This window comes from Cytobacillus horneckiae (assembly GCF_002835735.1).
GTDB lineage: Bacteria > Bacillota > Bacilli > Bacillales > Cytobacillaceae > Cytobacillus > Cytobacillus horneckiae.
In genome coordinates, this window is the sequence record NZ_PISD01000003.1 from 1 (window position 1) to 16,795 (window position 16,795).

At 34.4% G+C, this 16,795-nt stretch carries 13 protein-coding genes; 2 read left to right on the forward strand and 11 right to left on the reverse strand.

Annotated elements, in window-relative coordinates; translation table 11 throughout:
• From CWS20_RS29265 to CWS20_RS00885, 10 genes are all read right to left on the reverse strand, one after another.
• On the reverse strand, positions 1–143 hold a 143-nt coding region (locus tag CWS20_RS29265), incomplete at its 3' end, for a zinc-ribbon domain-containing protein (protein ID WP_162299508.1).
• Positions 144–399: 256 nt separating this feature from the next.
• Positions 400–978 carry a signal peptidase I gene (gene lepB / locus CWS20_RS00845; RefSeq protein WP_101226184.1) on the reverse strand — a complete coding sequence of 193 codons (579 nt, stop codon included), beginning with the start codon at positions 976–978 and terminating at the stop codon, positions 400–402.
• Positions 979–992: 14 nt separating this feature from the next.
• A complete protein-coding gene (locus CWS20_RS00850) occupies positions 993–3,524 on the reverse strand; it encodes a hypothetical protein (RefSeq protein ID WP_101226185.1) in 2,532 nt (843 codons plus the stop codon).
• 885 nt (positions 3,525–4,409) lie between these two features.
• The gene (locus CWS20_RS00855; RefSeq protein ID WP_101226186.1) at positions 4,410–5,372 is read right to left on the reverse strand and encodes a hypothetical protein; all 963 of its coding nucleotides are present in this window, start codon (positions 5,370–5,372) and stop codon (positions 4,410–4,412) included.
• Positions 5,373–5,787: 415 nt separating this feature from the next.
• Positions 5,788–7,416 carry a S8 family serine peptidase gene (locus CWS20_RS00860; RefSeq protein ID WP_101226187.1) on the reverse strand — a complete coding sequence of 543 codons (1,629 nt, stop codon included), beginning with the start codon at positions 7,414–7,416 and terminating at the stop codon, positions 5,788–5,790.
• Between the two features lie 82 nt (positions 7,417–7,498).
• Positions 7,499–7,699 carry a hypothetical protein gene (locus CWS20_RS00865; RefSeq protein WP_101226188.1) on the reverse strand — a complete coding sequence of 67 codons (201 nt, stop codon included), beginning with the start codon at positions 7,697–7,699 and terminating at the stop codon, positions 7,499–7,501.
• A gap of 28 nt (positions 7,700–7,727) precedes the next feature.
• A complete protein-coding gene (locus CWS20_RS00870) occupies positions 7,728–8,438 on the reverse strand; it encodes a hypothetical protein (RefSeq protein WP_101226189.1) in 711 nt (236 codons plus the stop codon).
• Positions 8,435–8,977: a hypothetical protein gene (locus CWS20_RS00875; protein ID WP_101226190.1), complete on the reverse strand. Its 543-nt coding sequence runs from the start codon at positions 8,975–8,977 to the stop codon at positions 8,435–8,437. The genes CWS20_RS00870 and CWS20_RS00875 overlap by 4 nt, the downstream gene beginning before the upstream one ends.
• A gap of 372 nt (positions 8,978–9,349) precedes the next feature.
• Entirely contained in the window at positions 9,350–10,252 is a 903-nt protein-coding gene (locus CWS20_RS00880; protein WP_158236985.1) for an Abi family protein, read from the reverse strand.
• A 128-nt stretch (positions 10,253–10,380) separates the two neighbouring features.
• Positions 10,381–11,886, reverse strand: coding sequence for a hypothetical protein (locus tag CWS20_RS00885; protein WP_101226192.1), 1,506 nt, complete (start codon positions 11,884–11,886; stop codon positions 10,381–10,383).
• 205 nt (positions 11,887–12,091) lie between these two features.
• Here CWS20_RS00885 and CWS20_RS00890 point away from each other — a divergent pair, with 205 nt between their 5' ends.
• Positions 12,092–12,412 carry a ribbon-helix-helix domain-containing protein gene (locus CWS20_RS00890; protein WP_101226193.1) on the forward strand — a complete coding sequence of 107 codons (321 nt, stop codon included), beginning with the start codon at positions 12,092–12,094 and terminating at the stop codon, positions 12,410–12,412.
• Positions 12,413–12,417: 5 nt separating this feature from the next.
• A complete protein-coding gene (locus CWS20_RS00895; RefSeq protein WP_158236986.1) occupies positions 12,418–14,385 on the forward strand; it encodes an AAA family ATPase in 1,968 nt (655 codons plus the stop codon).
• 1,900 nt (positions 14,386–16,285) lie between these two features.
• On the opposite strand, the gene CWS20_RS00910 is transcribed toward CWS20_RS00895, so the two are convergent.
• The gene (locus CWS20_RS00910) at positions 16,286–16,696 is read right to left on the reverse strand and encodes a zinc-ribbon domain-containing protein (protein ID WP_101226197.1); all 411 of its coding nucleotides are present in this window, start codon (positions 16,694–16,696) and stop codon (positions 16,286–16,288) included.
• Positions 16,697–16,795: the final 99 nt, after the last annotated feature.

Genomic DNA, 16,795 nt, shown 5'->3' on the forward strand with positions numbered 1-16,795 from the left:
TTTTTATACTTTCTTATCTTTGAACAAATCCAATAGGCTTCATAATCAGAACCGTAAGAAGTATTAAAAGGAGTATTTGTCCCGTTTTTTGTAGGGTGCCATTCTGTTATAAGGTTCGGAGAATGATCTTTAACTGTAAACAAAATAAATTCACCTTTTTCTAAAAAATAATCAACTGATATTAGATTAGCACCTTCTTATATTCTCGTCTCCTGTTTTATATATGTTTTCAAAAAGGAACTCTTACTCCTATTTGACTTAGTTTTTTGCTATATACTAATCTTACTATTCTATGAATTTCATCTTTGGGTTTACCATTTATAACATTTACCATTTCTTACTTGTCTAGCTTTTTACCTTTTTATTCTTAAAAACAGCAAAAAAAGACAGAATGAAATCTCACTCTGTCTCGGCATATGTTACCTCACTTACATTCCAAACTAATTTATCAAACGGTGCCAATCGTGTTAGTGCTTTTCCTTGGATTGAATCAAGCGGGACCAAACCAAATTCCCGACTATCCATACTGTTTTGACGATTATCCCCTAAAACAAAAATATATCCTTCTGGAATAATAGATTCATTTCCTTTATCTCCAAATACAAAGTCGCTAGTAAATGGTTCTCTAAACTGGCTTTTTATTTTTTCTAAAAAAGGTTCATCCATCGCTTGTTCATTTATATAAAGCTGATCATTTTCATATCGAATAGTATCCCCCGGCAATCCAATCACTCGTTTAACAAAATCCCGTCCATCTTGACTTTTAAAAACAATCACATCAAACCTTTCTGGATTATGTAAATAGTAAGGTACTCTACTAACAATCAAACGATCTTCATCTGCTAATGTTGGATTCATAGAAGCTCCGTTCACTTCGCAAACATATCCGAATAAAAGGCGAAAAATAAACATGATACAGAGAAAGAACAAAACCCATTTAATTAAACTAATAGTTTCTTGAAAGATCAATTTAGTCATTTAGCACCCCTCCCTTATCCAACTAATCCATCGATTTCAGATTCAAGTTCAGCAATCCTCATGAAATCTTCTTCAGATAATTCCGATTTAGAGAGGATTCTCCGTTTTTCCCCTTCCAAATACTCTTTTTTCTGTTCGCGGGAGAAGGATTGTCGCTGTTGTTCTTGTGCTTCAAATTTCTGGCGAGATTGTTCTTGATAAAGACGGTTTTGCTCTTGTTGTTTCTGTTGCTGCTCTATATAGATTTCATGTTCTTGACGAAGAGCGTCTGCTTCTGTTTCCGCTTTTTGGCGCATAGCTTCTTTGTATTGTTCTTGTTCCAATCGCTGTTCTTCCACTTTTTCTGCCTCTCTTCTCCTTCTTTCCTCCATTTCTTGTTTTAGTCTCTGTTCCTCTTGTCTTAACCGTTTTTCAGCTTCTTGACGTTCTTTATTTTCTTTCTGCTGTTGACGATATTCTATTTCCCTTTGTTCGCGGGTCTTATTTGGTTCTCGGACAGCTTGTTCGACAATTTTCTTTTCATCCTTCACATCTGGATTGGAAGGACTGCTATTTACATCCGACTTCAAATTCTTTTTCTCCGCTTTTAACTTCGTTAATTCCTGCTGTAAAGCTTGGCGAGTTTGTAGATTTTGTTGCATTAAATGGTGAGGCTTACTTCCAGAAATACGAGGACGATTATAAGATTCATAAGCCGCTTCTAAATTTTTTAGTTGAGCTTCTATTTCCTTTTGACGTGCTTCGTATTGAATTACCTGTTTCTTTTTTGCATAATCATTTTTTAGAATACGCAACTCTTTTTTAGCCATCAAAACTTCTTCTTTTTTAGCAGATAGAATTTGTCGCTCACGATCTTTTAAATCCTGTAATTGTTGAGCTTGCTTTCTTTTCAGCATTTCTCTCTTTTCGGGGGAAGCCTGAGCTAATTCCTTTTTATGTTTTTCAAGCATGGCCGCTTTTGAAGTTTTAAAATTTGCCTTAGTAAGTTGATATTCAGCCTTCGCATTTTCCTTTATATCCCGGAACTTAGCTGCTTTATTATTAATATCATGAGTAAGTTCAGCAGTCCTTACCTGTCGATTCCGTTTAGCGATACTTTGTTCAATAGCTGCTAATTTCTGCTTTTTATAAGAAGAACTAATAAAGCGTTGACTTTCAATTTGCGCTTTTCCCAATTCTAATTGAGATAACATCTTTTCTTGTTTAGCAATAGACAATTTTTCATCGTAAGATATCTGCTCTCTTAATCCTTGTTGAACCGCCATTTTTTGATTTAATTTCACTTTTAATACATTTTGAGTAGCCTGAGCCTTCTCTTTTTCAGAAGCAAGAGGATTCGCATGAACTTCCTCCCATTTTGATAAAGCTCTATTTCTCTTTTCACTCAATTGGCTAATCTTCTCATTGGTTTGAACAAAACTTGTATGTTTATCCACTTTCAAACCAGCTGTATGTTGTTGAATAGTCGCAGTCTTTTCCTTAGACTTTAGCTCAGCCATTTGTCTTTTTCTGGTTTTATCAGACACAAAGCTATTTAATCCTTTTTTACTGGCTAAAGCCTGTGATTCTCTCCTTAAATCATTTGCTTTTTGCTGATAATTCTTTTCTTTAACTCTTGCCTTTTGCGCCTCTCTATCTGAAGCAACAATCCTCTCTTTGTTTTCAAACTCTTCTTGAACCTTTTCTAAGGAACGATTAGCTGCTCGTTTTTTTGATTCTTCCAATGATGATTTCAATTTTTGCTCTTTGATTATTACAGCACGCTGACCTTCCTGTTTTTTATAATTTGTCATCGAGGTTTGTAATTCTTTTTTCGCCCAAGCTTTTTTGTCATTAGCTGATAAATTTTGTAAAGCAGGATCTGTCTTTAATTTATGTTTAATTTCCCTAATCTTTTGGTTCTTAAATTCCTCTTTACGAGTATCCTCTTTAGTCTTATTAAAATTACCTAAATCCTTCTTAACTGCTTGGTTCACTAAATGTTCTTTTTCAAATTTCGTTAAATCTTTGGTCCTTGGGTCTTGATTTATCTTTTTTGTATGTTGTTCACGAAGTTCTTTTGCTTTATCTTTTCTAGAGATATTCCCATTAACATTTTCTGCTCGATTACGGACCGAACGTTTTTCTTTTGAAACAAGATTTCTATCACGTTTATTATCATATCTTTTTCCAATCATCGAAGATTGACTGGTATAACGTGCGGAAGTTGAAGAATTAGAAGTGGTAGCATTTTTCTTGGTTTGCTGTTTTTTAAAGTCCTTTTCTCTTTGAACCCTAACCTTTTCCTCTGCCCTCTTCTTACGTTTTAATTCTTCTTGCTTTCTCTTTTCCAGCTGTCTCTTTCTATCTTGCTCTAATTTCCTCCTACGCTTTTCATCCTGTCTTCGCCTTTTATCGGCTTCACGTTGCCTTCTTCTTTGTTCATCAGCTTGTCTATTTCGGTTGGTTGTTCCCCAAGTATTATTTCTTTTTTGACCAAAAGTACCTCTACGGTTAGAGCTAAATCCCCCACCCCCAAAACCACGTTTTCCTCCCATTAATGGCATAAGGATTCCTCTCTTTCATAAAATCATAAAAATATATAGATAAAAGAATAATATCACACAATAAACATAAAATTTTTTTTAAATGCTATGTATTTGATATACAAGGGAAAGAAAACGAAGGGAAAGGGGTGAATAGTGGAGTTATATCGATTTTGTGGATAATGTGTATAACTTCCTCCGGCCGAAAGAATCATAGAGATTATCGACCAAATAAATTGCGATCCAGTCCTCCCCCTTTTCCCTTCGTTAAGGTTTTTGGGTTTTTATCTTATAAGAAGAATAGAAAGAAAATTGTAATGAAAGTATTAATTCATTTATTGGGGTTGTTGGAGGACGTAGCCCACAGCGGGAGGCGTAGTGAGGTGAAACCGAGCGTGGGTTTTTAATAATGGAACAAAACTTTATATGATATAGAAACTATATTTGGTAATAATAATTAGTTAGATTTGAAATGGAAGTTAAATGATATTTTTATGTTCTACTTTTTAAGAGAAGATTACAAAAAGAAAAAAGAGTAAGAACAAAACAAAAAGATTGGTAGAAAGAGAATGATTAAGATTATAAGATAGAAAATGTTGGCGAGAAAAATGTCGAAATCCCTTGGGAGAGTAAGGTTTAAAAAATAGATTGATAATTAAATAGATAGGGTTCAGTACAAGGTTTTTTTGAGATACTTAGGAATCAGTACAAGGTTTTGAATAAAATAGTTAGGAACCAGTACAAGGTTTTGAGTAAATACTTAGGAATCAGTACAAGGTTTTTGCTAAAATACTTAGGAACCAGTACAAGGTTTTTATAATGACTTGATACAAAATCCTTGTGATTGAAGATGAATTAAATAAAAAAAGAGCAAACCATTTTGAAATGATTCGCTCTTTTTTCATCTTAGTCATGCTGCCTAAATTCTTCTCGGACGAATTCGGTATATGGATCAATACCGTTCCCATCTCTTCTGAACATAAGGTCAGGATGAATTTTATATCTAGTTTTACCTTTGGTATGTTGGAGCATAATAGCACCAGCTTCCATCAACACTTTGAAGTAATAATCAATCGTGCGATTATCAGTTACATTAGATAGTCGGCATAATTCTGCTTTTGAAATGTGTTTCAGTGCTTTTGGATTACGTTGTAAGGCTTCTAAAACAGATTCATCACCCCGGCAGATATTTTCATTCGGGTTTTTCACTAGATAATAAGTTTGATAGTGAAAAAAAGGAAGTACCGCGTGTATCATACCTAATGCAGCTGTTTGTTTTCTATCTGTATTTTTTCTACGTGACTTTCGTTTCTCAATCTTTTTAATTTCCTGAATAACTTCTTTTAGCTTATTCTGAAAAAGTTTAGTTGTGTATTGAGAAGGTTGATAGAGATTTCCTTTTCCAAAATACAATCCAGTTGAAATGTAATTAGCTTTTCTTGAATCGTCTGGGTCTTTAATCTTTTTGAAGAATCCCTTTTCAACAAACTTGTTCATCAATTTAGTTACATCAACACTATGTATGGACCAAATATCAGATAGATGTTTATTCGTTATACGATGGATTTCACCGTTTTCATCAACCATTCGTAAAGGGTTGTCTCCATATTGAACATATGGCATGAGTTCCATTAGATATCGTCGTTGATGAATGGTTAAGTCCTTTAATGCTTTATTTGGTTCTAGAACAAATTGAATATAATCCCCGCGTTGATCTAGTTCTCTTTCTTCTTCTCTTTTTAACTTTTCTTGATATGCATCGATAGAATTTCGATGGACAATTACATGATCCCCTGTGAATTCGTGGATTTTCCGTCCAGACACATCAAAGACAAAGTAGAGCTGTTCTTGTTTTTTGTCTTCACTCATACATCGTTTTCCTTCCCTTTCCCCTATTGGAAAGAAAAAGACAGAAAAAAAGCGTGGTTTGTTCTTCACAAGTTATTAAAACACATGATATAATGATTCATAGATTAATAACTTATGAACAAAAACCTTCTGTCTTTAGGATTTCTTTATTTAACTAGTTTTAGCGGGCTAATAAATAAAGAAATGTGGTTCCAGAGGGTTTTTTTTTATTGATTTTTTGCGTTTCTCTCTATTTAAATCTCATTATACTATTTATTTCGACAAACGGTTAAGAAAAATATAAAAAGTATAAACTTCTCGCTTATAATAATAAAATATAAAGGTTTAAAATGCAATTTCTATTTTGGAAGATTGATATTAAATTTTACAAACAAACAAAAGACCTCTCCTAGCCAGTAGGAAAGGTCTTTTTTTCTTAACGAGGGGAAACGGTAAAAGATACAGAAGAAGAAACACCATCGATATAACGAGGTGCTACCTCTAGCGTATAGATACCAGTTGCGAGTATTCGAGTGCTGAAGTTATAAGTGTAAACTCCATTTTTGATAAGGTAATAGTTTTTACGAACCTCTTTTCCTTGCTCGTTTCGAAGAATTACAGTGATATAACCATTATAAGGATTGCCATTTTCATCTAAAACTGTAGTTGAGGCTTTTAAATTTTCACCAGATGTCACTTGATTACTGTCTTGAAAGATTGTGATTTCAGGTTGAGACTCTCCAATTTCAAAAGAACCTATTTGTTGAGCTTCATAGCTTTCGTGACTAAGAGTAGCTTCAACTACATAATTAGTAGCAGTAAAACGTAATTGGCTGAGATCTAGTGAAAAATGATATTCTCCGTTAGTATTTGTTTTTACAGAGTAAAGATAGAATTTTTCTCCCCCACGAATATTCAAACGAACATCTGCATTCGCTAGAGGGTTTCCATTTTCATCTGTTGCTACTCCGTTTATTTCTAGTAAATCCCCTACTTGATAGCTTTCTTGACTAAATTCTAAGGTAAAAGTGGAAGGTTCCTTTACTTCCACTTCATCTTCATTTGGTTTGGTGGCTGCTTCTTCCTTATTTTCGGAAGGTGTCTCAACGGTTTGGTTTGGCAATGATGGAATTTTAACTAATCCATATCCATATTCAGTATCTCGGCCAACGATTCCTAAATCCTCTGTATTTTGTTGGAGTAGGGAGCGAATTTCTACGTTACTTAATTCTGGATAGGCTTCCTTGTAAAGAGCAAGTAATCCTGCTACAAATGGAGCTGCTTGGGATGTACCACTTGCTTTCGCAAATTGATTGTTAAGGAAAGTGGAATAGATATTAACTCCCGGAGCAACTACTTCAACTTTTGAACCAGTCGCTGAGTTGGACCAACGGATTTTAGAATCATTTACTGCCCCTACAGCAATGACAGAATCATATTTTGCTGGGTATAGAACATTATCCCCAGTTGCCTCTACATTCCCATAATTACCTGCAGAAGCTACAATCAAAATGCCTTTACTGTAAGCTTCGTCTAGGATTTCTTTCATTTCTTCATTTTCATTATTTAAGCCAATACTCATGTTGATAATATCCATATCGTGATCAATCGCCCAACGGATACCCTCGATAACATCTGCATTAAAAGCTTCGGAATTTTGATTCATGACTTTTACAGCATATAATTCAGCAGCAGGAGCAATTCCAGTAATACCGGTGTTATTATCCTTACCTCCGATGATTCCGGCTACATGAGTTCCATGACCGTGATCATCTTGGTATGATGTTGTGTAATCAACTGTAGAAACTCCACCAGCAATCGTTAAATCAGAATGTGAAGCAATACCAGTATCTAGTACCGCGATTTTCACTCCTTTTCCTGTATATCCTTTAGCTACTAATGAATCAATGCCTACAAGGTCATATCCCGGTTGTGAGAGGTTTCCTTGTGCGACATATGTCTGGATTTGCTTATCTACTGTTTCGCTTGCAAATGCGTTGTATGGAAGGCTAGTAATTACCATTCCGCTTAATACTAAACTTGTTACGATTTTTTTGATTTTCATTTTGTTTTTTTCTCCTTGGTTTATTTTTTTATAAATTTTTGATATAAAAAAACCACACTCGATATGAAAGTGCGGTTTTCGCTTATTTTTCAACTGTAATGTTATTGATTTCTTCTAGAGTTAAATCAGCAAAAGACATATCGAATCTTTCACTCTCTTTCGGCAACTTAATCATGACGTAACCATCTAAGGCCACAATTTCTAAATCTTCCATCTGAGATTCATAAAGTGAGTTTAATTGTTTGATAAGAGCTGTTTTTTCTAATGAACTTAAAGAACGCATATTTGTGTTTCCTTCTTTCTATTATTTTTTAAGATAATGGATATGGAGCGGTACCTAAATATTTACGATATTCATCAATTGATCGAGCATGTTGTTCTGGGATTAATGGAATTGAACCGAATGGTTTCTGTTCATTTGAAAACAATATAAGCAGACCAAGTGGATTGTCATTTCCCTCTAGATATATCACTTGTTCTTTAGAATAAAAGAGTTGTATTTTCTTAATCGCTTTAAAGTAATAGCGGTACTTATCTGCTTTTTTCTCTGTGTTGCCTTTTTGACTTCTTATAGGAAGAACAAAAGGGATAGGTTTTCTTTTTTCTTTTAACGAAGGAATAAGCGGGATTAGAACATTTGCTATGAAATAAAGGAATCGTTCTCTATTAAGCGTTTGGACAGAAGTCCGTAAAAGTTCAATTCTAATTTCATCCATCATATGTTGAAAAGGTTGTTCCATTCGATACAGACTTGCAACTTGATGGGCCAATTCTATATCCTCGATTTTCTTAATGATATCTCGGTTAAATGCTTCTTCATTTTTAGGTAGGCTCCAATCAGTTAATGGAGAATGAGTAGGTTCCAAGATAACTGTTTGTGTAGTGTTTTTCTTTTCTCCCCCCTTTCCAGTAGTAAAGTCTAAAATGTCATTGTAAATAGTAAATGTGACGAGTGATTTATGTTCAGCCACCTCTTCTTTTGTTAAAAAGGAGCGCGGTTGTTTCAATAATTGATAGTTCATTTGGATTCTCCTTTATTAAATGTAATTAGAAAGCTGTGTCGATCTTTATTAAAATGCTTATTTTCAACCAGAATAGCTTCTTCTTCGCGTTGGATAAATGGACGTATATATTCAGATATATAAGTCTCCCAACCTCCAATTCGGCTCGGTACCACATAAACGCTATAATCCGATGGTTTAAGGTGTACGTGATAAAGAGAACTTGCAGCTTCGAGAATAAATTGCTCAATGTAATTTCGTTCTTCTTCAAGAGGGATAAATGTCGAGAAAATCCCCTCTGCTTCTTGTAAAGTTCTTCTTTTATAAGGTTTATACCGTTCTGGTTCGGATTCCTCGTATTTATTAAGCTCTTTTAGTTTGCGAGCAAGGTGTTCCATCCGTGAACGATCAATGCTCTTTTTCACTTTAAAAATCGATTGTTTCAATGGAACAATAATAGATACCTTTGGTTGTCTTGTTGCTGATGTGAAATAAGTAAAGTGATGAAGAGTATCTCCGAGTAATTCTCTATTCTCTTCGTTCTTAATTTTTAATTCCATGTGTATGTCTCCTTTGACTTTATGTTAGTAAAAATAGAAAAAACCGCGAATCTCCTTTTATTGAAGGAAACCCACGGTTTTCGTTTCTTTTTCCTATTCTTTTTTTGGCTTCATTTATACGTTAATTTATGCTCGATCTATTTTTTGAGAAGAATTCTGTTCTCTCATAAATGAAACGATTTCGTCCAGCTGTGTAATTTGCTGATTGTCTAAGAAGGTATTTACTCGCTTTCTATCCCCTCTCATTTTCTTTTCCCCTTTCTAATCTTTTAAATATCATACACACGTTTGGTAGATATTCGAATAGTTGGATGGAAACATATTAAAAAAAAGAAAGTAAAAAACGACAGAACTGTATAAGTCCTATCGTTCTTATTTTCGAGGTTGAGCTTGAGATAATAAATCGTTCCAATTAGACGGGAAACCGATATGGACAAAATCAATATCCTGTTCATATTCGGAGATAAGAGCTTCTAAATCAATATGAAATCTCTGCCCTTCGTTTTTAGAAAGCAGTCTTAGAGTAATATAAATACCTGCAAATATATACCCTCTATCAAAAAGTTTTTGCTCTTCTTTAAATAACTTAGGGGGAAAGGTCAGTCGTTTATTATATAGTCTGGCATAATGAGCGCAAACGTTACGAACGTTCGATAAAGTCTGTAGCCAACTTTCTAAATAGAAATACGGGACTTTATAGTAATGCTTGGCGATAAATTTCTTTACGTCTTCATTTAAATTTCGATAGAACTTTGATAAAAAACCAAACGATGTCACTTCTATTGCAGCCCATATAGGCAATTCACCAGAGTACTTACGAAAATGATGTTCAACAAACAGTTCCCCTTTTCGGCTTTTCTGAATGAGCTTGTCTAATTCTTCTAACGATTCTCGGTGGAACTTTTCATTAATGAAATTCTCTTTATCTTTGTAACCGAGTGGGCCGAATTTGTGAGCTACTTCATATGAAATATGAGTGCGGAAAGCTATTTCAATGGTTTCTAATGCACCTAACAATAACAATCTTAACTTACGGTCAAATTCATATAATGATAGCAATCTGTCAAAGGAAGTTCCTTCAATAAAGTCATCTTTGGATATGGGATCTTTTAAAGTGAGAGCGTATGCGGATAGTCGGTAATAATTAATTCGTTTGAGTGTGTTTTCTGCGAGGTCTGGGTTATCGATATCTAATTTTCTTTTTCGATAGATCTCAATTTGTTCTGAATATGTAGTAGGTGCTTTTATCTTGGATTTATCTTCTTCGGGATTCAACGATATCATTCCTTTAGATAAAAAAAATGACCCACATTGGTCCGCTTTCAATGAAGAGGCGTTGTGGGTTCTGTTAACTTTAAGGTAACATTACATATTCGGAATGTCAAGAATAAGGGAAATACTTGTTAATCAAAAAATAAATCAAATAATGATTCTTCAAATTCCTTATCACTCATTTTAGGGGTAGTTGTATAAGGGTTTGTACTATTGCTCTTGATTGCCTTTTTAATTATGTTCTTTTCCCTTTTAATATCACTTTGTTTATTTTGCAACACTTCGTACTTTCTGTAATTTAACCAAGGATAACGAACAAAATGTTCCTGTTTTTTGTTTGAATTATGTTTAGTTGGCTTCTTCTTATTATCCGATTTATCAATTTGTATAACTTTTAAAGGAATTTCCGGTTTCAAATACTTTGCAATATACGAATTAATATTTGTAGTTTGAATTGATTTAAGGTGTCCGTCACTAAAAATACGGATGAATTGAAAGGTTCTATCCTTACTTCCATATTCTTCGATGATATATAATTCGTTTTCGTTTGTACTTTTACTGAATTTAAAAGGTAATAATGGTAAGGTTTGTTTTAGATAATCCTTGCTATCCACTTCTAATTCCAAATTGACAGTATCTTTTCGAGGATTAAACTCATTTAACCTTGTAAGGCGCTTTAGTCCAGACTTTAAAGAAATCCTTCCGTAAAACGTAAGTATGATTATTTGGTTAAGTCCAATCTTCTCATAGATAAAAACAATTTCTTCATCAATTAACCCAATCTTACTTTTATGATTGAAATACTCTATTCTATTTAATTGGTGAAGTTGGTGCAGTAGTTCTGAAATTTGGCTCTTACTTTGATTGGGACCTACTCTTTCGTTCCACCGTTCAAAAGCATGTTCAGTGACCGTTATTGAAAGTGATGCTCCAAAAAGATATTGAATAGCTGGTTTATTTATCGCCTTTTCATCTGCTCTCATCGATATAGTTTGTATCATTTCATAAGATAATTTTATCGAGTTAACAGGAAATTCCTTTACGAAAAGATTTTCATTATGTATGAGTAATTCCTCGAAAGTTACTGAATTTGCTAAAGAGTTCATTTTTCTTTGTTCCTCTTTCCCTTTTGTTAGTCCCTGTTTCTTTTTTGTTTTTTTCCTCAAAGCCTTCTTTCGTTCTTTTTTCTCCATCTTTTGTTGTTCTTGTAACGATTTCAACTCTTCAGCTGCTTTTACTTTTGTGCGTGAGGGTTGAGGGAATATTTGTTTGGACAAAATATCTGGTTCAATCGATAGATATACGTAGCGATTCTCAATGTTTTCTAAATCATTTAAAAGTGGTTTAAGGGAAATTCGTCCATAGAACGTATCAATAACGGCTACCTTATTCTGTTTATGTTGTATGTAAAAACGAAAAACAATGTCGTTATCAATGACACCGAAGTTTTTCTGGTAATGGATTTCTTTAGATTTATGTAAATCAGTAAGTAATGAGTTCAATTGTTCCTTTTTAGCGGAGGGTCCAATTCTTTGATTCCACTGTTCCTCTGCGAAATCAGTCAGTATAACCTTTTCAATATTACTAAGGATTTCTTCGTTTATATTTTTTATCGTCCCTTTGATTTCATGAGACATACCCTCCGCTCCTTTCGTTCTTTAATTAATGGACTGAATATTTAAATTATAATATATTAAGGTTTAATACACAAAGTGAAAATAAACATAAAATGTCTTTAAAATCTTATATTTTTAACTTTTTCATTGCAACAGACCATTCGCGGTGGTATATTATTTAAAAATAACGTATAAATGACGTAGAAAAAGAAAGAGGAAAGGGAAAATGAAAACTTACAATTACAACTATCCAGTCGCTCTAAAAGAAGGCTGGCAAACATATCAAGAACAAACGTATTGTACGAATGAATCTCATGCGATTATCAATCTATTAAATGCCGGATTACAACATATTGAAATAGAACCTATTCTATTTAATCCTAAAGAAACCGTGAGTTTCACTATGAAGTTACCTGAGCCTTTATTGAAGCGGATTGACGAATCGAAAGAAAAGTTAGGGGTCAAAACACGAAGCAAAGCTATTTTTCTATTAATCGGAAAAGGGTTAGCCAAACATCAACAAGATCAGAACGAAGGAAAGGAATGACCGGGATGTTTTTTAAAAAGAAAAATCCATCTACAACTAAGCAAACTGAAGTACCAGCATGGGAAAAAATAGGTTTGTCGAAAGAACAATATGATGAAGCTCTTACTGTGATTTATGGACCGAAAGATGGGGACTTCACTTCATTTTTAAACAGACCTACTTCTTCATCAGCTGTTCAAATGAAACAAGAATCTGTTTCAGTAGCAAAACCAAACGTAGATCCACTTCCTCATGAGGCCCATTATGTTTCGCACAAAACAGAAGTTGAAAAAACACCGAAGGTTGTTTTTACTCCTTCCACTTCCCCTTCTACAGTAAACGGAGGTGAATTAGAAAAATACTTAAAAGCATTAGAGCGTATGGTGGGTCTGAAGCCAGTAAAAGAAATGATTCATGAAATTGTGGACGATGTAAAAATGAGAAAAACCAGAGAAGCATTAGGACAAACAATGCCTGCTCCTTCTTTGAATATGACGTTTACTGGTAATCCCGGAACAGGAAAAACTACTGTCGCTCAATTGGTCGGAAAGATTATGAAAGCAGCTGGTGTCCTTGAAAAAGGTCATTTCGTTTCTGTAACTAGAGCGGATTTGGTCGTGGATTATATCGGAGGTACAGCGAAGAAAACAAAAGAGGTTCTTCAAAAAGCGTTAGGTGGGATATTGTTTATCGATGAAGCCTACTCCCTTGCTCGTGGCGGTGAACAGGATTTCGGCAAAGAAGCGATTGATATGATCGTAGAATTTATGGAAAGTCATAATGGGAAAATGATCGTCATCATGGCTGGATATACGGAAGAGATGAAAGGGTTAACGAAAGTGAATCCCGGTATTGAATCCCGCTTCCAAAATATTATCGAATTTCCTGATTACACTGCAGAAGAAATGGTTCTACTTGCTCGTGTTACAGCTCGAAAATATCAAGTGAAATGGAATACCGAGACTGAAAAAGTAATGCTTGAAGTTTTTAACCGTAAACAGATTAAAGGACGTAGTGATTCTGGAAATGGTCGATTAGTCCGAAATGAGTTAGAAGCAGCTATCCGTAGACAATCCAAGAGATTAGCAAAGAAACCGAATAAGACAAAAGAGGATGTGTTCTATTTACTCCCTTCTGACTTTGCCATCGAAAAGGAAAAAACTTTCAATTTAGAAAAAGAGCTAGAACAAATTGTTGGAAACGAAGAATTAAAAAGTCACATCAGTAGTTTAGCTGCAACCGTAAAAATACAAAAAATGAGAAAAGAAAAAGGTCTCCCAACATCGGAACAATCGCTTCACATGGTTTTCAAAGGGAATCCCGGAACAGGAAAAACCACAATTGCTCGGATTCTTGGAAAACTGTTTAAAGAATTAGGAATTGTGAAGAAAGGTCATATGGTCGAAGTTTCTCGCAGTGATTTAGTGGCTGGTCATGTAGGACAAACCGCTCCGAAAACGAAGGAAAAGATTCAAGAAGCTTTAGGGGGAATCCTTTTTATTGATGAAGCCTATTCTCTTTCAAAAGGTGGACCTCAAGATTTCGGCAAAGAAGCGATTGATGAACTAGTTAAAATGATGGAGGACAATAAAGATGAATTAATTGTCATTCTAGCTGGATATAATCGTGAAATGGACGAGTTTATGAAAGTAAATAGTGGTTTAGCCTCCCGCTTCCCTATCACAATGGAATTTAATGATTACAATGAAGAGGAATTAAAGCAATTATTCGTGATGATGGCGAAAAAGGATTCTTACCATTTGACCGAGGATGCAATGTTTGCGATTACAGCTATATGTAAAGTGGCGGTTAAACATAAAAGACCGGAAGATGGTAATGGCCGAATGGTTCGTAATATTTTGGAGCAAGCGAAACGCTATCAAGCAGAGCGTCTCATGAGATTAGATCGTGAACCATCTGTTGAAGAACTGCAGGAATTGAACATTACCGATTTTAAAGTTATTGGGGAACAGCTATTGCAAAAATTAAGGTAACCAACACTCTCCCTCGCTAGAGGGTAGGGTGTTTTTTTTATTTTTCCCCTATTTTCCTTACTTTTGATTATAAGTAAGGATATAGATACGCCTTACTTATAACCATAAGTGAGGATACGGTAAAACAAGAAGAAATGTTGTTATACCAAGGGTTTCACATTACTCACAATAATAAGTAGGGATTTTAAAGTAAATATAGGAGAAACCAGTCCTATCAAGGGTTTAAGCCTTGCTTATGATGAAAAGTAACGAAAGGAAAAAGTAGAAGGAAATAAAGATAAAAATCATAAGATGTTAAACAAAAATACTATCTTCACTCATGATTAACGAAGGTTTTCTTTCATCCTTACTTTTGATTGTAAGTAAAGATGGAGAAGATTTGCCAAAAAGCCTGATAAATCAAGGTTCTATTTTACTTATGATTAAAAGTAGGGATGAATAAAATAAGAATAAAAGGAATGGGAGAATCCTTTATTATCAAGGGATTTCCACTTACTTTTATACATAAGTAAGGATTTTATATGATTGATATCTTTTCCTACTTCTAATGAACATATGTTCTCCCCCTCCCAACAAAAAAACATAAAAGAAAGTCAAAAAAATAAAAAAAGAAAACCTCACCCCCAACAAGTGTTCCCCCCTCCCTCACTGGAAATAGAAAAAAGTAGTCCAAAGAGAAAGAAAGAAATAGTATTAGAAAGCTCCAGAAGGGGTCAGAATCGCTATTTTAGAGGAATTGGTATATTTCCCTTCATATAAGTGGTCCCGCTTCTTAGAAAGTAAATGAATATGGATAACAGCAGCCTTTTATTAGTCTTATATTTTAACCTCTTTAAAGGGCTTATAAAGGGTTCTCACCTCTTTTAAGGGTAAATGTCCTAATTAAAAAGGAAAAGGGAGAGAAAGGCTAGGAAATGCTTCATACAGGCTTCTTTTCCCCTTGGGATTGCTGGGATCTATGGGTGAGTGTATTTATAAAGAAAAAAGATAAAAAAGGAAAAGGAAGAGAAAGGTTAAGGATGCGGAACATGGATAGCACCTTTTGGACTTTTGCTAGGTATGGAGTGAGTGCTATGCCCTCTCTTCGGAATGAATAAAAGTATGCATAAACGGAGCGGGATATGATGATATGTATGGTTGAGAAAATCACAAGGATTTAAGAAAATATATGGAGCTAGAATTATGGGCGGGAGGAACGGAGTGACGAGCGCACTCCCATTAAAAAGTGGTTATACCAAAGGAAAATAAAGGTGTAAAAAATAGAAAAATAGATGGTTTGTAATGATAATAGTGGGTGTTCTTTTCAGCGGGATTTACCTGCTCAAAACCTTGCTATCACTCATATATAGGTTTGCTTACTAGGAAGCAAGGTGAAGTAAGCAAACCTATTTTAGTTTTGGCTTTGCTTAGTTGTCTTATATAGACTTGAATAAATATATTGTTCGAACAATAATTTTCGAAGGATTTAGGAGAAATTGAGAGTCATATACTTTAATGGATTTTTAGTTATTGTTATGTATTTTTATTCAACGAGATAATGCTGATAGGGAAACCCCGATTATGGGGCGTCTCCCTATCTATATCTAAGTTATTGAAACTATGGAGCGAAGTTTTGTACTACATCTCTTATTATCATTAGACCACCAATAAGGACGATTATAAGCAGAGCAACTAAAGGCAGAGCTACCTTTTTATTGGTTCGACTTTTAAAAATCAAAAACAATATAGCTGCAAGGATAATAAAGTAAATAATTGAATACATATTTTCCTCCTTTAAAACCGTATATATTTTCAAAATAGACTTTCTACCAAATTATAACACTCATTTCCTAGCTGTTGTATCAATAGGGTACAAAACCAAAAAAGACCACTTATTTAAAAGTGATCCATTTTGAAAACTTTATAATTTTTCCCCGCAATAACTACAAAAACGACTATCAGTAGGGATTTTTTCCCCGCAATATCTACAAAAAAACTTCTGCTTTTTATCTTCTGTCGTCTTATCATCGGGGGATTCCTTTATCGCTTCTTTTAATTCCTTATCTTCTTCGATTTCTACTGTTTCAGGATTTACTTCTTCAATAGTTACTGCAACCTCTTCTGGTGGTTCTGGAGCTATATAATAAGACGGATGGTACTCACACACGTCACAAGCTTCACTATCAAAGCAAAACGTCTCAATATGTTCTCTCGCATTATTAGGAGCGCCCACTACGTTACCTTTTTTTCCATCTTTATTTGTTGGATTAGTAGGACTACTGCAAAAATATGTACCGTACCAAGAACACCAACTATAAGGACATTTAGCCATTTTATCTTCCCCAATCCAATATCATTATTTAGTAGTTTAGTCCTTATCTTGTATCCAATCAATACCAAAATAGCCGAAAAAAAGACCGCTCTCTTTGTA